This is a genomic window from Streptomyces sp. NPDC101776 (assembly GCF_044766845.1).
In the GTDB taxonomy this organism is placed as follows: domain Bacteria; phylum Actinomycetota; class Actinomycetes; order Streptomycetales; family Streptomycetaceae; genus Streptomyces.
The window spans coordinates 15,016-33,015 of the sequence record NZ_JBIWMV010000042.1 but is presented as its reverse complement, the minus strand read 5'-3'; the positions used below and the strand labels follow the sequence as shown (position 1 = coordinate 33,015).

The following is an 18,000-nucleotide window of genomic DNA, read 5'->3' as shown; positions in this document are numbered from 1 at the left end:
AGCCTCGATCTGTTCGTAGCGGCCCGCGCCGACATCGTCACCACGCCGTGACCAGCACATTCACCCACCCGGCAGGACTTTGGAACAGCCCTGCGTGCTTTGATGACCGCAGCCTGTGCCGCTTTCCGTCCCACCCGCTACGACAGCCGGGATCTACGGGAACCTGGAACGTTCGCACCGGCTCTAACCTGGGGGAACACCGACTCCCTGGAACGCGGAACTGGGATGGGGGCAGGGTGGCGACGCCTGAGGAGACGGCCGAGTTCGCGGCGCTGATACGGGAGCTGAAGGACCGGTCGGGGCTGAGCTACGGCGTACTCGCGAAGCGGCTGCACATGAGCACGTCGACGCTGCACCGGTACTGCAACGGCGATGCCGTACCCACGGAGTACGCCCCCGTGGAGCGGTTCGCCCGGCTCTGCAAGGCGACCCCGGACGAGCTCGTCGAGGCCCACCGCCGGTGGATCCTGGCCGACGGCGCACGTCAGCGTGAGCGGAAGGCCGCCACCGCGACACCCACAGCACCACCGGCACCCTCGGTATCCCCGGCACCATCGGCACCCCAGACAACACCGGCAACACCAGCACCAGCACCCGCATCCGCATCCGCACCGACACCGACACCGACAAGCGGAACGCCCCAGCCCCCCACCAACACCCCCGCCCATACGCCCGCCGTCACCCCCCTCACCACACCCACCCCCGCACCAGAACCCGCACCCGCCTCCACACCCACACCCACACCCAGCCGGAAACCGGCCACCACCCCCACCACCCCCGAAGCAACCCCACCCGACACAACCCAACCCCCCACCCCCAACCCCACCCCCCGCAACCGCCGCCGCACCACCCTCCTCACCGCCGCCGCAGTAGCCGTAGTCCTCGCCGCCACCGCACTCGTCCCCCGTCTGCTGTCCGGCGACGGCAGCGGTGATCGCAAGCAGGACGCCGGCTCCGTGACCTCCACCGGGCAGAACACCCGCTCCCCGTCCGCCTCGGCGAAGGCGAAGGCGAGCTCGACAGCCTCCCCCTCCCCGTCCACCTCCACCTCCCCCTCCGGCAGCCCGAGTCCTCCCGGGCCCGCCGCGGCGAAGGACGGAGCGTCCGCGGGTGCGCAGGCCGGCGGGAGCACGGACGCGGCGGCGGCCGTCCCCCTCACCGTGACCTCCCGGCCGTATGCCTGGGAGAGTCCGTGCAGTCAGACCTACCTGGTCGACAAGGACGCGGCCGAGGTGCCGCCGCCGCCCACCGAGCAGGACGCCCCGAGCTGGGTGAGCGCGCTGGGGGCGGTCTCGGCCGGCAGTCAGTTCCTCGAACTCACCGTGCAGGGCACCGGCAAGGACACCGTGGTGCTCCAGACCCTGAACGTACGGGTGGTCGACAGCGGTGCGCCGGTCGCCTGGAACGCGTACGCCATGGGGTACGTGGGGGTCGGCTGCGGTGGCGGTGTCCCCACGCACTCCTTCGACGTCGGACTGGACGCGAGCCGTCCGGTGGCCACGCCGAAGTCGGGGCAGACGGGCCTGCCGTACAAGGTGAGCGAGAGCGATCCCGAGGTCCTGTACATCACGGCCGCCGCCGCGTCCCACGACGTGCGCTGGTACCTGGAGCTGGCGTGGACCAGCGGCACCCGGCACGGCGTGCTGCGCATCGACGACCAGGGGAAGCCGTTCCGTACCAGCGGGGCGAGCGGACGTCCGCGCTACGGCTACTCGCTGGACGACAGTGAGTGGGTGCCGCACCAGGCCGACTGAGGCGACCATAGACAGGAGCGTGGACACGACCGTGGATATGACCGTGGACATGACCTGGAGCCGACCGTGGACGGACAGGAAAAGGCGCGGAAAGGGGTGGTGATCGCCATGGCCCGCGAGCGACGTCTCGCCGAGATCTTCGTGGAGGTCGCGGACTCCCTGGTCGAGGACTTCGACGTCATCGACCTGCTGCACCGGCTCGCCGCGCGCTGTGTCGAACTGCTCGACGTGTCGGCGGCCGGGATCCTGCTCGTGGACGCGTTCGGCGAGCTCCAGATCATCGCCGCCTCGGACGAGCACACCCGCCTCCTGGAACTCTTCGCGCTCCAGCACGACCAGGGCCCGTGCGTCGAGTGCTGCCGCACCGGCGCCCCCCGCACCAACATCGACCTGACCGGAGAGTCGGCGAGCGGCGCCTGGCCGCGCTTCGCGGCGCGGGCCCGGGCGACCGGATACGTCAGCACGCACGCCGTTCCGCTACGGCTGCGCAACCGGGTCGTCGGCGCGCTCAACCTCTTCCAGTCCTCCGCACACCGCCTCGGCGACGACGACATCGCACTCGCCCAGGCACTGGCCGACGTGGCCACCATCGCCGTGCTCCAACAGCGCACGCTGGAGCAGTCGCACGTCGAGAACAGCCAGTTGCAGACCGCGCTGACCAGCCGCATCCTCGTCGAACAGGTCAAGGGCGTGCTGGCCGAGCGCTGGAACACGTCCGTCGACGACGCCTTCGCCGCGTTCCGGTCGTACGCCCGTGCCCGTCATCTACGGCTGTCGGAGCTCGCGGCGCGGATCATCGAGGGCGACTTCGACACCGCGGCCATCCCGGCACCGCAGCGGTCGTAGCCAGGCCGTAGTCCATGTCACGCGGGTCACGCGCGGCGCGCGGCGACCCGGTCGGGGGTCGGCCAGCGCACGTCGTGGACCCAGCCGGCGCGCTCCATGAGACGGATGACGGCGGCCGACGGGTCGATCTGGCCGCGGTCGACGCCGTGCCGGGCGCTGGTGGGGTCGGCGTGGTGGAGGTTGTGCCAGCTCTCGCCGAAGGAGAGCAGGGCCAGCGGCCACAGGTTGGTGGCGCGGTCGTGGCGCCGGGTGCGGAACGGGCGCTCACCGATCATGTGGCACAGCGAGTTGACGCTCCAGGTGACATGGTGGAGCAGCGCGATACGCACAAGTCCCGCCCACAGCAAGCCTGTTACGCCGTACAGCCAACTGCCGCCGATCGCCCAGCCCAGCCCGAACGGCAGCGCGAGCGTCAGCAGGCACAGCCACGGGAAGGCGCGGGAGACGGCCCGGATGTCCGGGTCGGCGACGAGGTCGGGGGCGTAACGCTCCGCCGATGTCGGCTCGTTGCGGAACAGCCAGCCGACATGGGCGTCCAGCAGTCCGCGCAACTGGCCGCGCAGGCCGGTGCCGTAGCGGTACGGCGAGTGCGGGTCGCCGGGCAAGGTCGGTGAAGGCGTGATGGCGGCGGTGGGTGGCGACCCAGCCGATGACATCACCCTGGAAGCTCATCGACCCGGCCACCGCGAGCGCGACGCGCACGGGCCGGACCGCCCGGTACGAACCGTGGGTGAGCCCGCGGTGGAAGCCGACCGTGATGCCGAGGCCGGTGACCGTGTAGAGGACGGCCGCGAGCACGAGGTCGACGGGGTGCACGAGCCGCCCCCACAGCAGCCGGCCGGCCAGGCCGAGCGCGATGAACGGCAGGACGACGATCGCCGCCGTGATCCCGACGTAGAACCGGTCGCCGCCGTCCCGGCCCGGCGCCGGGGACTCGTCCGGCGGGAAGGGCGAGGTGCCGTCGTAGGGCGGGGGCGGGGGGCTGGTGCCCGTCATGGACGGGGTCGAGACGACAGACATGGCGAGACTCCTCGGCCTCGCTGCGGATGGCGCGGCCGGGGTCACGGGCTGCCCCTGGGAAGGGAAACGCGAGGACACGGCGCCGGTGCGGACAGCGGCGCGCGAAGGGCCCTCGGTCCTTCCACGGTACTCCGGCGGACGCCGTGACGCGGCGGCCCGGAACCCGCGACCCCCGCGTTGACACGAACCGTCGCCGCACGTTGACTGGCAGCACGGCGCAGGGCAGTGGCCGGTGGACGGACGATCCCAAAAACGCCTTCGGGCGGAAACGCCTTCGGGCGGAACGGAAACGACACCCGATGATGTACGACCAGACACGCGCCCAACAGCCCGCGGGCCAGAACCGGGGCTCCTCCGAACGCCGCACCCCGGGCCCCGAGCCGCTGCTCCCGTCGAGCGAGCGGGACAAGGTCCTCCAGCGGCTGCGCCACGCCCTCAACACCTTCGCCGACACCCCGCACGACGCCCTCCAGGAGGCGGAGAGCGCCTACGACGAGGCGACCGCCCAACTCGTGAGCGCGCTCGCGGCCCGCCGGGAACTCCTCCGCGCCGGCTGGGCCGACCAGGACCCCGAGTCCCCGTCGGGGTCCGCGTCCGACTCCGAGGAGTTCCGGAACGCGTTGCGGCAGTACCGCGAGATCACCCAACGACTGCTCCAGCTCTAGCAGTTGGCCGAGCCGGTCGGCGGTCGTCGGCCCGGGCCGGCCGCCCGGTTGATCGCCGACTCCACCGCCCCGACCCGCTCGGCCAGCACCCCGAGGGCCACCACCGCACGGCGCACCGGGTCGTCCTCCGCCACGCCCCGCTCCCGCACGTACGCAGCCTTCAACTCCGCCCACCGCACGGCCTGTTCGGCGGTCAGCGTGCCGCGCAGCTCCCCCAGTTTCAGCAGGTTCGCCTCGGCGCCCGCCCCCAGCGTCTGCGCCTCGGCGGTGTAGTGGTCGTCCAACACCGCCGACAGTTCGGGGGAGTTCATCACCGGCTCGATGCGCTGGGCGATCCGGTTCATGGTGCGATACGACCCCTGGAGCCGGAACGGCGGTTCCGTGCGGGCCGTGTCCGTCGTGGCCGCCGACGCCATGTACGCGGAGTTGACCGCCAGCACGGTGTCCCGGGCGGTGACGAGGTGCTTCAACACCCCTACGATCCGGGCCAGTTCGGCGGGGTCGCAGGCGTAGGACAGCCGGTCCGCGCGAGCTGTCGGGTCACCTTCCGCGAGGCGGATCAGCAGGTCCAGGTCGTCCCGGTCGCGGCCGGCGAGCGGGGCGAGCACCGGGTTGGAGGTGAGCGCGTTCTCCAGGAAACTCAGCGCGAACACCGCCTCCTTGCCGGTCAGTACGTCGCCGAGGTTCCAGACGTCGGCGCGGTTCGCCAGCATGTCGGGCACCCGGAACCGGCCGCCCGACTCGGTGTACGGGTTGCCGGTCATACAGACCGCGAACCGCTTGCCCCGTAGGTCATATGTGCGCGGCGCGCCCTCCCACACGCCCTCGATCCGCCGCGTGGCATCGCACAACGGGATGAATTTCTCCAGGAGTTCGGACGAGGTGTGCTGGATGTCGTCGAGGTGGAGCAGCACGTTGCTGCCCGCCGCGAGCGCGAAGTTGACCTTCTCCACCTCCTGCCGGGCGGTCGCGTTCGGTGCCTCGGCCGGGTCGAGGGAGGTCACACCGTGCCCGAGAGCCGGACCGCTCACCTTGACCAGCACCAGCCCGAGCCGGTCGGCGACGTACTCCATCAGGGTCGTCTTGCCGTACCCCGGCGGCGAGACGAGCAGCAGCAGACCGCCGTCCGCGCCGGTGCGCCGCCCCTCCCCCGTCGTACCGATCTGCCGCGCCAAGTTGTCGCCGATCAAGGGGAGATACACCTCGTCGACCAGCCGCCCCCGGACGAAGGACGACATCACCCGCGGCCGGTACTCGTCGAGGCGCAGCCGGGCTCGTTCCGCCGCCACCAGGGCCGTACGGCGGCGCTGGTAGGCGCGGTGACCGGGGACGTCCGCCGCCCTGAACTCCCTTGTCCGGGCGAGGAGTTCGTCGACCCGGAGCGACAGCGAGCCCGCCTCGATCCGCGGGTGGGTGCCCAGCAGTCCCGTCACCGTCTCGGTCAGCCGGGCGTCCGACTCGTGGCGGGGTACGTCCGGGCAGAGTTCGGCCGCCACCGCCTCGGCGAGGTCCCCCGGATCGGCCTCCGTGCCGGACGCCGTCGTGTACGCCGTCAGCCACGCCTCGACCAGTTGGCGGCGCGCGGCCAGGTCCCCGACGGCGAGCACGTCGTCGTCGTAGGCCGAACTCCCCACCGTGCGGCGGAACTTGTCGAGGAGGGTGCGGGCGGCGGCGCTGAGGACGAAGCTCTCGGGGGCGGTGGTCAGTTCGTCGAAGAGGTATGCGGCGGCGGGCTCGTCCGTCCGCCGAGCCAGTTCCGCGAGGAAGTCGGCGACGGCCGGGGTCGGTCCGAAGATGTCGCGGACCCGCGCGAGCGACCTCGCCCGGCGCGTCCAGCCCGCGCGTTCCTCCGCGCTCGTGCCGTGCGTCCAGAACAGCAACGCCCCTGCCCGGGCGGCCGGTTCGTGCCGCAGCAGCCCCGCGCCCTCGTAGCGACGGAGCAGGGCGCGGAGGATCGCGGTCGCGTCGTGGTCGTGCACGCCGCGTTCGTAGCCTTCGTCGTACGACTCCTGCGCCGCCCGGCGGACCAGTGCGGCGAGGTCGTTCTCCTGGGCGAGGGCCTGGGCGCCGTGTTCGTCGAGGAGGCGGGCGGCGAGGTGTTCCGCGCGGTAGACCCGCGGCGACTCGGAGGGCAGCGGGCGGTCCCAGTACGCGCGGGTGGCCGCGAACTCCGGGTCGGTGACCGGGGATCGGTAGTCCGTGCCGGTGAGGGCGAAGGCCAGGCCGTCGCCGGCGGGAACGAGGGTGAGGTCGAGGGGCTCGGTGTTGACGGCGAAGCGGTGCCGGCCAAGACGCAGGGTCCGGCCGCCGTCCGTGTAGAGGTCGGTGCGGTCGCGCAGGGCACGGACCGCCTCCTCGCGGGCCGAGACGAGCCGGCCGGTCAGCTCCTCCGCCCTCATCCGGTCGCCCAGGTCCCGGAGTCGGTCGACCGTCCCGCGGATCTTCGTCACCATCGGGTCGGAGGCGAAGTACGTGCTGACCGCGTCGGCGTCGGCGAGCGTGGCCGCCCGCCGCTCCACCGTCTCCAGGACCCCCACCCCCGAGGCCGCCAACTGCTCCGCCCTGCGGGCGCGTTCGTCGGCCAAGGTCTGCTTGCGGGCGGAGAAGACGTCGTAGATCTCGATGCGTCTGCCGTCCAGTTGGGCGAGGAAGTCGTCGAAGTCGGTGAAGCGGGCTTCCAGGTTCTCCAACTGGACCAGCAGCCGGGCGAGTTGGGTGTCACAGGTCTCCGGTGTCGCCGCGTCCGCGAGCGCGCCCGTCACCGACTGGCCCAGCAGCGCGAACTCGGCCGCGAACTCCGCCCGGCCCTCCCGGTCCTGGAGTTCCCGACGCCGGGCGTCCAGCGTGGCGCGGGCGCGGTTGACGCCGCCCAGCACCTCGGCGATCCGCTCCAGGATCGACGTACGGACCGTGGCGTCACCGATGTCCAGCCCGGCGATCACCTCGGTCACCGTCCGCAGCCCGTCGGTCAGTCCGTCGAGCCGGGCGGCCTCCGGCGCCGACTCGGCCACGGTGGTCAACTCCCCGGCCCGTGCGACCAGTTCACCGACCACCTCGTGGTGCCCGGCGAACGCGTCCGCGTGTGCCAGGAACGCCACCGCTCGCTGCCCGAACGCCCCGAGCTCCGCCTCCGCCCCGGCCACCGCCTCGTCGATCCGCGCGAGATCCGCGTACCGCAGCTCCTTCAGTGTCAGCAAGTGCCCCTGCGCACGCCGAAGTTCGGACAGCCCATCCACCCACCCCGCCGCATCCCGGGGCACCTCGCCCCGCAACCGCCGCACCAACCCGGTGAGCCGGTCCGTGGCCTCGGTGAGCGCGTCGGCCGCCCGCCGGGTCAGCGTCCGGACCGTCTCGAACTCGGCCAGGACCTGCTCCGCCGTGACCCGCACGTCCTCCAACGGGCCGCCCAGATCACCGAGTTCGGCGTCCCCGAGCCAGTGGTACGAGTCCGCCGCCCGGACACACGCGGCGACCAGCGCCTCGTACACCTCCGCCGCCGGCTCCATCCCCGCGACGGCACCCGCGAGGGACAGACAGTCGGAGACCCCGCGCACGAGATCGGCGTTGCCCACCCGGAACAACGGCCCGGAGCCGACGAGTTGAGCGGCGGCATACGTGTCCGAGACGAACGGAGTACGCCAGATCCGCACGGGATGAACACGCCCAGCCTCCCCACCCCCGCCAAGCACCATCAGCGCACCGTCGTCGAAGAGCGCCCAGCCCTGACAGGACAGCGGGTTGGCGACCTCCTTTCGGATCAGGTTGTACGGCAGCAGGAGGCCGCGCCCCGGCACCCGCGCCCGGTACGCGAACAGCACGTCCTCACCGTTGGGCGAGCGCACCACCCGCTCCAACTCCAGCCCGGAGGTGTCCACTTCGAAGGTCTTCCGCACCCCGGTGGCCAGGCAGTACCCACCCGGGAACACTATCCCCTGCTCCTCGGGCAGCCGCCGGCACGACAGCCCGATCCCGTCGAGCCGCACAACCCCCTTGGTCAGGGTGTTGAAGACCAGATACCGGTGGGCCTCCTCCTTGTAGGGACGCACCCGCAGCAGCACCAGCACACCCACCCGCGCGTACGCGAGCTCCGCGTCGGCCGGCGACTGGAGCGGCTCGTCCACCGGTTCGGAGTAAACCCCCTCCCCCGTCTCGGTGTTGTCCTCCACCTTCACGGTGAGCGTGCCGCCGACCGTGGAGACGAACAGCCCGTCCTGGATGCGCACGTGCGGATGCCGGCCGGGGACATGCTCCTCGCGGGTGGTCTCCGCCCACTCGACGTCGTGCGACGGCGGGAGGACGTGATCGCGCTCGCCGTGCGCGTCCAGGAAGGCCGCCGACCGGCCGTCGTCCGCGAGCGCCCAGCGCAGCACCCGGATGTCGTCGGCCTTCTCGCCGGTCCGGAAGACGGCGAGCAACTTGCCGTCGATACACCGGAGTTGAAGCAGCCGCGCCTGACGGAAGTACCGGTGCAGGGCACCGAACTCCCGCACGAAGTCCGGGTCGTCGAGCAGTCCGGGTACGGCGTCCTCGGGCAGCCGGCGCAGATCGTGGCGGTCGTGCAGAGCGAGGACGTCGGCCACCGTCGCCTCCCCGGTGACACCGAGGGAGACCTGGCGCCCGAAGAGCAGTACGTCTCCTACGGCGACGAGGTCGCGCGGCACGGCCGGGTGCTCGGTGTCGAGGCGGGCGGTGCCGGTGAGTTCCAGCCGGGTCGAGCCGAACTCCTCGGTGCGCCGGGCGTTGAGCGCCTCCGCGCGGCGGGCGAGTTCGGCGGCCTGTGCGGCGAGGCGGTCGCGCAGGACCTCGTAGGTGCCGGTGTCCAGGCCGGTGGTCATGGGTCCCTCTCAGATCTCGGAGTCGGTCTTGTCTTGCTGGGGTCCGGAACTGCCGTCCCCTGTGCGGCAGTTCCGGACCGTCGGTGGGGTCAGGCCTGCGCCGGGTGGCCGTTGAGCGCGGCCAGCGGAGTGTCCGCCAGGCCCAACTCGCCAGCCCTGTCCAGCAGTTGCCGTACCTGACCGGCGTTCGCCGAGTCCGAGGACATCAGCTTCATCAGCAGCGCGGACACGGTGAGGTTCTGCACGTCGGCCGTGGAGACCGAGCCGAGGACGCGTCCGAGATCGTCGGCGATGTTCGACGTGCCGTCGAGCCACGGACGCGCCAACGCCTGTGCCGTATCGGAGTGTTGGACGAAGCCGTCGACGCTCCTGCCGAACGAGACCGCCGAGACGAGCCGGTCGAGGAAGACCGAGTCGCCGCCGACGATGTCGATGTCGGCGTGCTCCAGCCCGGTCGCGAGGACCGTGGCCTGCGCCTCGGCGACCTGCCGCTGCACATCGAGCCCGGCCAGCCGGATCTCCTTCTCGGCCTGCAACCGCAGCCGGTACTCCTCGTGCCCGCGCGAGGCGTCGTCGAGGGCGGCCATCGCGGCGGCCTTCTCGGTGAGCCCCGCCGCCTCGGCCTTGAGCTTCTCGCCGATGCCGGTGGCTTCCGCGAGCGCGTTCGCCCGGACGCCCTCGGCCTGCGCCAGCGCGTTCGCCTGCGCGCCCTCGGCCTCCGCGAGCGCCTTGGCCCGGGTGCCCTCGGCCTCCGCCCGCAGCCGGGCCTCGGTGCCGTCCGCCTCCGCGCGCAGCCGCGCCCCCGTGGCCTCGGCCTCCGCGCGGCCGGCCTTCACGGTGACCTCGGCCTCCTTGTCACGGACCTGGACCTCCGCGAGTCCGGCCGCGGCAGCCTCCGCCTGGATGCCCTCGGCGAGCCGCAGCTTGGCGCGTGCGTCGAGGTCGGCGGACTTCAACCGGGCGTCGGCGAGGGTGAGTTGCTCGCCGGCGCGGTGCTTGGCGGCGGCCTCCGCGGCCTCGGCGGCCTTGATGTCCTTGACCAGCTTCTCCTGCGCCTCGGCCTCGGCGGCGATGATCACGGCCTGCCGGGTGCGCTCCGCCTCCTCCACCACCCGCAGCTTCTTGATGGCCTCCTCCTGCTCGGCCACCGTACGGTCCACGGCGATCCGCTCCCGGACCACGTCCGCGACCTCGCGCCGCTCCGCCTCGACCTCCTTGTCCCGGGCGATCCCGGACAGACTCGTCTCCCGTTCCCTGGCGATGACTTCGAGGAGGCGGTCCTTCTCGATGCGCTCGTTCTCCACGGCGATGACCCGCTCGCGGTTCTTCTGCGCGACGGCGATCTCGCGGGCCTGGTTCTCGCGCTGGACGCCGAGTTGCTCCTCGGTGCGCAGGAACGCGGCCTGCGCGCCCAGCCGTTCCTCCTCCTGCACCTTGGCGGTGGCGGCCTCCTCGCGCGCCCGCAGGACCTCCACCTCACGGCGCTGCTTGATCTCCGCCTCGGCCTGCCGGCGCTCCAACTCCAGGATGGTCTCCCGGGCGTCGACGTTCTGCCGGGTGATCTCCTTCTGCTCGGTGCGCTGGAACTCGTTGGTGCGGACGTGCTCGATGGTCGTCAGCTCGGTGATCTTGCGGATGCCCTGCGCGTCCAGGATGTTCTGGTTGTCGAGCTGGGTCATCGGCGTCTGTTCGAGGAAGTCGATGGCCGCGTCGTCGAGGTGGTAGCCGTTGAGGTCGGTGCCGATGACCTGGATGATCCGGTCCCGGAACTCCTCGCGCTTGGTGTAGAGATCGACGAAGTCGAGCTGCTTGCCCACGGTCTTCAGCGCCTCGGAGAACTTCGCGGCGAAGAAGTCCTGGATCGCCACCGGGTCGCTCGCGGTCTGGGTGCCGATGGCCTGCGCGACCTTGATGACGTCCTCGACGGTCTTGTTGACCCGCACGAAGAAGCTGATGTGGATGTCGGCGCGGATGTTGTCCTGGCAGATCAGGCCCTCGCGCCCGGTGCGCCGGATCTCGATGGTCTTCACCGAGATGTCCATGAACTCGGCCTTGTGCAGCACCGGCAGGACGACCGCCCCGGTGAAGGTGACATCGACCTTCTTCGTCTTGGAGACGATCAGCGCCCGCCCCTGCTCCACCTTCCGGAACAGCCGGCCGACCATGAGAAGCAGGGTGAGCGCGATGAGCAGGAGAACGGCGACGAACACACCGATGCCGACGGTGATGGCGTTCATGACATGGGTCCTCATGGGATGAGAAGGGTGGTGGAACGGGCGTGGGTCAACGGGCGTGGGTCAACGGGCGTGTGCCAACCCGCGGTTGCCAACTGGCGTGGGCCAACCGACGTGGGCCAACAGCGGTTGATCAGCAGACGTGGGCGACAGGCACGGCACTGCACGGCACGGGCCGACGGGCGGAAGCCAACGGACGTGGGCCAACAGTCGTAGGCCAACAGGCGCGTGCCAACAGTCGTAGGCCAACAGGCGCGTGCCAACGGTCGTAGGCCAACAGTCGTCCGCCACCACGCGTAGGCAACGGCCGTGGGCCAACAGGTGTTGGCGATCTACCCCGGGTGGCCGCCCGAGTCGGTCGACGGGCCGGTCCGCGGGTCCAGCGCGCTGTCATAGGGCGCGACCCAGAAGAACTCGCCGGTCTCGTCGTAGGCGTAGAGCAGTCCGGTGCTGCCACTCGCGAGGGCGTCGTTGCCCGGTTGCCGGACCTGGACCACCGCGGCGGAGCCGTCCGCGGCCCTGACCTCGGCCTGTCCGAACCCCGCGTCCACCCGGCCGGTGCGGATGACACAGGTCAGCCCGACGAAGTCCAGCCGGGACGGCCCGTGTCCGTCGGGGAACAGGCGGTGCAGGGGTCGTACGAGCAGCTTGGTCGTCTGCCAGGAGACGTACACCGTGCCGATCAGCACGACCACCCCGACCAGGACGCCGGCCAGGCCCGCGGGGACGAACAGCACGCTCGCGCAGAAGCTGATCAGCCAGCCGACCGCGACGAACAGCGAGAAGGCGAGCGTCACCGGGACCCCGCCGAGTCCCCAACCACCCGAGTGGGTACGGGAGTTGACGTGCAGGTGGGCGTGTCCGTGGGCGTCGGCCGCGCCGAGCGCGACCAGCAGCCAGTACAGGACGACCACGACGAGCGCCGCGCTGAAGACGATGGCGGGAAAACCGACGGCGGCCGTGACGAACGCCCCCATGACCCCGTCCCCCCGTTCCCTCGCTCGCTCCGACAGCTCACAGCTCAACCCGGCTCGGCTCAGCTCACGGGGATGCGCGGATCGCGGAACCGGTGCTGGACACCTGCCGGTGTCCGGCACCGGAACCTTCCGCGGTGCTCCCCTGGCGCCATGGTGCACGCGGGGTGCGCGCCCGCGCATTGCCGGAACCCGGCAGTGTTCAATAGGGTCTTGATGCCGGGGACGCGCTAAGAAAGCGTCAGTGGGACGTCAAGAAAACAGGGGGCGGAGTTGCCGGAGCGCGGCATACCTGAGCAGTATCTGGCGGGGTTCGCGCAGCTCCTGGCCGATGTCGCCGACACCGGACGCCGCCTGACCCGGGCCGAGTTGGAGGCCCGCCGCACCCTGGGCGAGTACGCGGCCGAGGCCGGCCACGAACTGCGCGCCCTGGTCAGCGCCCATCTCACCGCCACCCGCACGGCCTGGCCACAGACCCCCGGTTCCGCCGACTGCACACTCGCCGCGGTGCAGCAGGTGATCGACGCCTTCACCGAGGGCTACGAACGCGCGCAGCGACTCGCCGTACGCCAGGAGGAGGCGGCGCGGCGGGAGTTCATCGACGACCTCCTCTACGGCCGCGGCGGTCCGGGCCGGCTCGCGGAACGCGCCGAGCGCTTCGGCCTGCGCCTCTCCCACACGCACGCCGTCGCCGTGGTCCAGGGCCCGACGCCGTACGACGAGAGCGCGCCGGTGCCGCGGCAGGTGGAGCGGGCGATGATCAGCCGGTTCGGTGACCGCAACATCCTGCTCACCACGAAGGCCGGCCGGATGCTGTGTGTCGCGCCCGGCGACCAGGACGACGTGCTGGCCCACTTCGCCAAGCAGGCGTACGCGGCGGCGGAGAGCACCCGCACGGCGATCGGCCGCCCGCAGCCGGGCGCGGGCGGGATCGTCCAGTCGTACGAGGAGGCCCTGAACACGCTCGAACTGGCCGAGCGGCTCAACCTGGAGGGCCCGCTCCTGCGCGCCGCCGATCTGCTGGTCTATCCGGTGCTCACCCGCGACCGGCAGGCGATGGCGGATCTGGTCCTCGACGCGCTGGGCCCGCTGACGAAGGCGCGCGGCGGACCGCGTCCGCTGCTGGACACCCTCTCGACGTACTTCGACTGCGGCTGCGTGGCCGCGGAGTCCGCCCGCCGGCTCTCACTGAGTGTGCGCGCGCTGACCTACCGGCTGGAACGCATCCATCAGCTCACCGGCGCGGACCCGGCGGATCCCGGCCAGCGGTACACGCTGCAGACGGCGGTCATCGGGGCACGACTGCTGGACTGGCCCGACAAGGAGCTGTGACGGCGGTTCCCGTCGGGTCGGCAGGGACGCAAAGAGACGCAAAGAGCGACCTCGCGCCCGGATGGATCGATGGCGGCGTGGTCGCTCGGGGTGTGCGGGGACGTACGGGCGGTGGCGTCAGCCCAGGGTGGTACCGATGTACGAGGTCGAGTCGGGGCCGGAGTCCGCGGTGGTGTCCGCGACGGGGGCCGGTGCGGGCGCGGGGGTGGCGGGCGCGGGCGGCGTCTCGTGGCAGGTGAAGCCGAGCCGGGTCAGGGCCCTGGTCACCTCGAAGGCGGTGAAGTCACGGCGGTCCTGCTTGGTGATGACCTCGCCGACCTGCTTCACCGGGTACAGCTTGCGGCTGATGACGGCGCACTGGCCGGTGACGGGCTGCTCCGGGCGGATGCCCTTGAGCATCTCCTCCACCTCGCTCTTCGTCAGATCGAAGGGGTAACGGGCGATCACGCAGCGCATGGTGCCTCACCAAGGGGTTCGAGCGGGAGGAGAGGGGAGGATTTCTCCTCGGGGAAAGCCGGGGAAGCCGATGAACGGCCATGGAACGGCGGGTACCGGCCGGGGAACGGCAGGTAAATGAGCGGATACGAAAAGGGGCCCGCACCCAAGGTGCGGGCCCCTGTTTCGCAGTCTCGCGTGCTTAGGCGGGAACGATGTTCTCCGCCTGCGGGCCCTTCTGGCCCTGCGTGATGTCGAAGGTCACCTTCTGACCTTCCTGCAGCTCGCGGAAGCCCTGGGTGGCGATGTTCGAGTAGTGGGCGAAGACGTCAGCGCCGCCGCCGTCCTGCTCGATGAAGCCGAAGCCCTTTTCCGCGTTGAACCACTTCACGGTACCGGTGGCCATGTCTTAACTCCTAGGCAGTGCACGAGATCCGCACTTTACGAATCTCCTCCATCGCCGTGATGATCACCTGCCCGGAAGTACCGGTCCAAAATTGGCAACCACAACTGCAACTGAAGTCAGCCTAGCACGGAACCCTTTTGCGCAACGGTGGAATTGGGCTCGAAAAGCCCCTTCCGAAATGGTGAATTTCTGTTTCACCGACATCAGATTTTCTCACCATGGGACGAGCCGTGCAGCTCCCTGTTGCCCCGCAGCTCCTCGTTGACGCGCAGGGCCTCGTCCAGCCGGTCCTCCAGGCTGATGATGCGGCACGCGGCCTCGATGGGGGTCCCCTGGTCGACCAGTTCGCGGGCGCGGGAGGCCGTACGGAGCTGATGGCGCGAGTAGCGGCGGTGACCGCCGTCCGACCTCGTGGGGGTGATCAGCCCGGCCTCACCCAGTGACCGGAGGAAACCGGGGGTGGTGGCGATCAGCTCGGCGGCCCGGCCCATGGTGTAGGCGGGGTAGTCGTCGTCGTCGAGCCGGTCGGCCGCGGGCTGCTGGCTTTCTGCGGGCATGTACACCTTCCTGCGGACCACCGGGCGGGGGCGGCCTGCCGCGGTGGAGCGGGTTCCCCCGTACCGGAACTCTAGTCGCACCCAGGGAATCTCTGTCGCGGCGAGCACAGATGTCCTAACGCCGGTTGACGCGCTCAGCGTCCCAGAACCAGCACCCGGCAGGCCCCGGAAGGCCGTGGATCAAGACCGTCAGGGCCCGTCGCGACGTCCTGCCAGCCCCAGGCCCGGTAGGCCGTCAGGGTCTCGGTGTCGGTGTGGGGCACCAGGGCGACGCCCAGGGCCGGCACGTGATCGTCGAGCAGCCGGCGCTGGAGGCGCCGGGCGAGGTTCCAGTCCCGGTCCTGGTAGTGGGTGCGCACGCGGGGCGGGACCACGATCCCGGAGACCGCGAAGAACCCGCCGGTGACCGCGAGCCCGCGCAGCAGCCGGGGCAGCCGGGTGTCGTGGCCCTGCCACCAGGGATCGGCGGCGCGCACGGGGAAGCCGTAGGCGCAGGCCGTCAGGGTCGTGTTCTCGGCGATCAGCAGGGCGAACCCGGGCCGCCGGACGTCACCCGCGAGGCGCCGCAGGAACGCGGTGCGGGAACGGCTGCCGGTGCGGGCCGCGCCGCGGGTCTCCTCGTACAGCGCGCCCAGGTCCTCCAAGCGGTCCTCGATCTGGCGCCGGCTGAGCGGACGGACACGGTCCCCTTGCCAGGGTGAGGGGCCGCGCTCGTGACGGGACGACCACGTCTGCTCCGCGTGCGTCTCGTCGGCGCCGACGTGCGTGACGAGGGCCGCGGCCACCGGCCGACCGGGCACATTCACGGTCATGGGCTGAGCCCTGCCCCGGGCGCGGACACGTCCGCCCCGGCGTCGTGGTTCGCCGAGGACGACACCGGTGTGATCCGGTGCGCGAGAAACCCTCGGTCCTTTCACGGTACGCCCGCGGGCGTGGCGGGGACGGGCGCGGCGAAGTGGGCCACCCCCGTTCCGCGCCGGGTCCCCTACTGGTTCCAGCTCTCGTCGTACGGGTCCTTCGGGGTCGGGACCGGTTTGGCGAGGGAGACCTGGAAGTAGGGGATCGGGCCGTTGTTGATGGGGTCCTTGGTCTGCTTGGGGCTGTAGGTACCGGTGACCTCCAGCCAGGTGTCGGGCTGGAGTACCGGCGGGATCTTGCCGGTCAGCGCGATCTTGACCGGCTGGGCGTCCGCCGCGCAGCAGTTGAGGGCCATGCGGACGAGGTAGGGGGCACCGGACTTGTCCAGGGCTATGAAGCCGGTGACCTTGAGCTGCCGGGTGCCGAGGGAGTGGCCGTGGTCGTAGACCGCGCGGCTCGCGTAGTCGACCAGGCCGATGGTGAGCGGGTCGCTGTCGGGGAGCTTGGAGAGGCCGTAGGGCTTCATGAGCGCTGTGCCGGTGCGGACCGCGCTGTAGGAGCCGAGGGCCGGCGGGGCGACCAGGATCAGGGCGAAGAGGGGGAGGACCAGGAGCCAGGAGATGCGGGGTTCGCGGTGTACGTGGACGCCATGGCTGTCGTGGGCCGCGTCCGCCGTCTCGACCGTCTCCTCGTGGGCCTCGGCATGGGCCTCCGCCTGGGTCTTCTCCAGCCGTGCCCGGCGCCACTCGTACCAGGCCGTCGCCAGTGCCGCCACGATCAGGACCACGCCGGAGAGCAGCAGGAGGGGCTGGAGTCCGGCCTTGACGTAGCGCAGGTAGAGGTTGGTGAAGCCCGCGTGCAGGAGGGCCGCGCCGACCAGGAACAGGACCGCCGCCTGTGCCTGGCGGTTCACAGGAGCACCGCCCCGGTGACGACCGCGCCCGCGATGGCGAGAACGAAGGTGGCGGGCGCGAAGCGCAGGGCGAAGCCGCGCCCGAACGTCCCGGCCTGCATGGCGAACAGTTTCAGGTCGATCATCGGGCCCACCACCAGGAACGCGAGTTTTGCCGTGAGCGAGAACTGGGTCAGCGACGCGGCCACGAACGCGTCCGCCTCCGAGCAGATCGACAGCAGGACGGCCAGGATCGAGAGGGCGAGGATCGCCACCACCGGGTTGTCGGCCGCCGTCCGCAGCCAGCTCGCCGGCGCGACCGCCTTGAGCGTGGCCGCGGACATCGCGCCGAGCACCAGGAACCCGCCCGCCTGCATCACGTCGTGCCGCACCGAGCCCCAGAACGCGGCCCCCTTGGTCTCCCCCGCGTGCGGTTCGTGGGCGGGCAGCTTCAGCCAGTCGGTGCGCCCGAGGCGCTGCCACAGCCAGCCCATCACACAGGCCACCAGCAGGCTGCCGACGAACCGGGCGAGCACCATCTCCGGGTTGCGCGGGAACGCCACGGCCGTCGCGGTGAGCACGATCGGGTTGATCGCCGGGGCGGAGAGCAGGAACGCGATCGCCGCCGCCGGGGTGACGCCCCGGCGCACCAGCGCCCCCGCCACCGGCACGGACGCGCACTCGCAGCCGGGCAGGATCGCGCCCGCCATCCCGGCCACCGGCACGGCGAGGACCGGATTGTTCGGCAGCGCGCGGGTGAACCACGTGGCCGGTACGAACACCGCGATCGCCGCCGACAGCAGCACGCCCAGCACCAGGAAGGGCAGGGCCTGCACGACCACGGCCACGAACACCGTCATCCAGCTCTGCATCACCGGCGCGGACAGCGCCTGCCGCACCGGCCCCTGCGCCAGCACCGCCACGAGCATCACCATGGTCAGCACGAGCGGCGAACTGAGCTGCCAGCCGTCCTTCGAAGGCACGGGCGCGGGTGGCTGTGGGGGCGTTTCCGCGGTCGGCGGCGTCTCCGTGGTCGGCGCGGCTGGTTCGGTGGTGATGGCCACGGGTGAGATACCTCCGGCAAGCACATGGTTTCGCGAGTTTTGCTCCCTCCCTCTGCATACGGCGGTCGGGGCAAGGGTGTTCAGCGGAATACTGGAACCACCCACCTCCTTGGGGCAGTCTTTCCCCT

Annotated in this window: 13 protein-coding genes and 1 pseudogene; 4 read left to right on the top strand and 10 right to left on the bottom strand. The window is 71.3% G+C overall.

The genetic code is table 11. The features are described 5' to 3' along the window. The first annotated feature begins 236 nt into the window (after positions 1 to 236). Both ACIRRY_RS50770 and ACIRRY_RS50765 read left to right on the top strand, forming a co-directional pair. Positions 237 to 1,754 (top strand): helix-turn-helix domain-containing protein, encoded by a 1,518-nt coding sequence (locus ACIRRY_RS50770; RefSeq protein ID WP_403987634.1) that lies wholly within the window; start codon positions 237 to 239, stop codon positions 1,752 to 1,754. A gap of 108 nt (positions 1,755 to 1,862) precedes the next feature. Further along, the gene (locus ACIRRY_RS50765) at positions 1,863 to 2,600 is read left to right on the top strand and encodes a GAF domain-containing protein (protein ID WP_403987637.1); all 738 of its coding nucleotides are present in this window, start codon (positions 1,863 to 1,865) and stop codon (positions 2,598 to 2,600) included. Positions 2,601 to 2,626: 26 nt separating this feature from the next. Here ACIRRY_RS50765 and ACIRRY_RS50760 read toward each other — a convergent pair. After that, a pseudogene (locus ACIRRY_RS50760) lies at positions 2,627 to 3,620 on the bottom strand (acyl-CoA desaturase). A 299-nt stretch (positions 3,621 to 3,919) separates the two neighbouring features. On the opposite strand from ACIRRY_RS50760, the gene ACIRRY_RS50755 reads away from it, so the two are divergent. Further along, entirely contained in the window at positions 3,920 to 4,285 is a 366-nt protein-coding gene (locus ACIRRY_RS50755) for a hypothetical protein (protein WP_403987631.1), read from the top strand. Here ACIRRY_RS50755 and ACIRRY_RS50750 read toward each other — a convergent pair. The 3 genes from ACIRRY_RS50750 to ACIRRY_RS50740 all read right to left on the bottom strand — a co-directional run bounded on the left by ACIRRY_RS50750 (position 4,282) and on the right by ACIRRY_RS50740 (position 12,331). Next, positions 4,282 to 9,120: a DNA repair ATPase gene (locus tag ACIRRY_RS50750; RefSeq protein WP_403987628.1), complete on the bottom strand. Its 4,839-nt coding sequence runs from the start codon at positions 9,118 to 9,120 to the stop codon at positions 4,282 to 4,284. The two genes, ACIRRY_RS50755 and ACIRRY_RS50750, sit on opposite strands and share 4 nt — an antisense overlap. Positions 9,121 to 9,209: 89 nt before the next feature. Further along, entirely contained in the window at positions 9,210 to 11,357 is a 2,148-nt protein-coding gene (locus tag ACIRRY_RS50745) for a flotillin family protein (RefSeq protein ID WP_403987625.1), read from the bottom strand. 329 nt (positions 11,358 to 11,686) lie between these two features. Further along, a complete protein-coding gene (locus ACIRRY_RS50740) occupies positions 11,687 to 12,331 on the bottom strand; it encodes a hypothetical protein (protein ID WP_403987622.1) in 645 nt (214 codons plus the stop codon). A gap of 270 nt (positions 12,332 to 12,601) precedes the next feature. On the opposite strand from ACIRRY_RS50740, the gene ACIRRY_RS50735 reads away from it, so the two are divergent. After that, positions 12,602 to 13,660, top strand: coding sequence for a PucR family transcriptional regulator (locus tag ACIRRY_RS50735; RefSeq protein WP_403987619.1), 1,059 nt, complete (start codon positions 12,602 to 12,604; stop codon positions 13,658 to 13,660). A gap of 117 nt (positions 13,661 to 13,777) precedes the next feature. On the opposite strand, the gene ACIRRY_RS50730 is transcribed toward ACIRRY_RS50735, so the two are convergent. The 6 genes from ACIRRY_RS50730 to ACIRRY_RS50705 form a co-directional block, all read right to left on the bottom strand. Further along, positions 13,778 to 14,116: an SCO5918 family protein gene (locus ACIRRY_RS50730; protein ID WP_403987616.1), complete on the bottom strand. Its 339-nt coding sequence runs from the start codon at positions 14,114 to 14,116 to the stop codon at positions 13,778 to 13,780. Between the two features lie 181 nt (positions 14,117 to 14,297). Further along, positions 14,298 to 14,501, bottom strand: coding sequence for a cold-shock protein (locus ACIRRY_RS50725; protein ID WP_019063123.1), 204 nt, complete (start codon positions 14,499 to 14,501; stop codon positions 14,298 to 14,300). Between the two features lie 203 nt (positions 14,502 to 14,704). Next, positions 14,705 to 15,058: a MerR family transcriptional regulator gene (locus ACIRRY_RS50720; protein WP_403987613.1), complete on the bottom strand. Its 354-nt coding sequence runs from the start codon at positions 15,056 to 15,058 to the stop codon at positions 14,705 to 14,707. Positions 15,059 to 15,192: 134 nt separating this feature from the next. Next, positions 15,193 to 15,870 carry a hypothetical protein gene (locus tag ACIRRY_RS50715; protein ID WP_403987610.1) on the bottom strand — a complete coding sequence of 226 codons (678 nt, stop codon included), beginning with the start codon at positions 15,868 to 15,870 and terminating at the stop codon, positions 15,193 to 15,195. Positions 15,871 to 16,043: 173 nt separating this feature from the next. Next, positions 16,044 to 16,829, bottom strand: coding sequence for a TIGR03943 family putative permease subunit (locus ACIRRY_RS50710; protein WP_403987607.1), 786 nt, complete (start codon positions 16,827 to 16,829; stop codon positions 16,044 to 16,046). Continuing rightward, entirely contained in the window at positions 16,826 to 17,872 is a 1,047-nt protein-coding gene (locus tag ACIRRY_RS50705; RefSeq protein WP_403987604.1) for a permease, read from the bottom strand. The genes ACIRRY_RS50710 and ACIRRY_RS50705 overlap by 4 nt, the downstream gene beginning before the upstream one ends. Positions 17,873 to 18,000 lie beyond the last annotated feature (128 nt).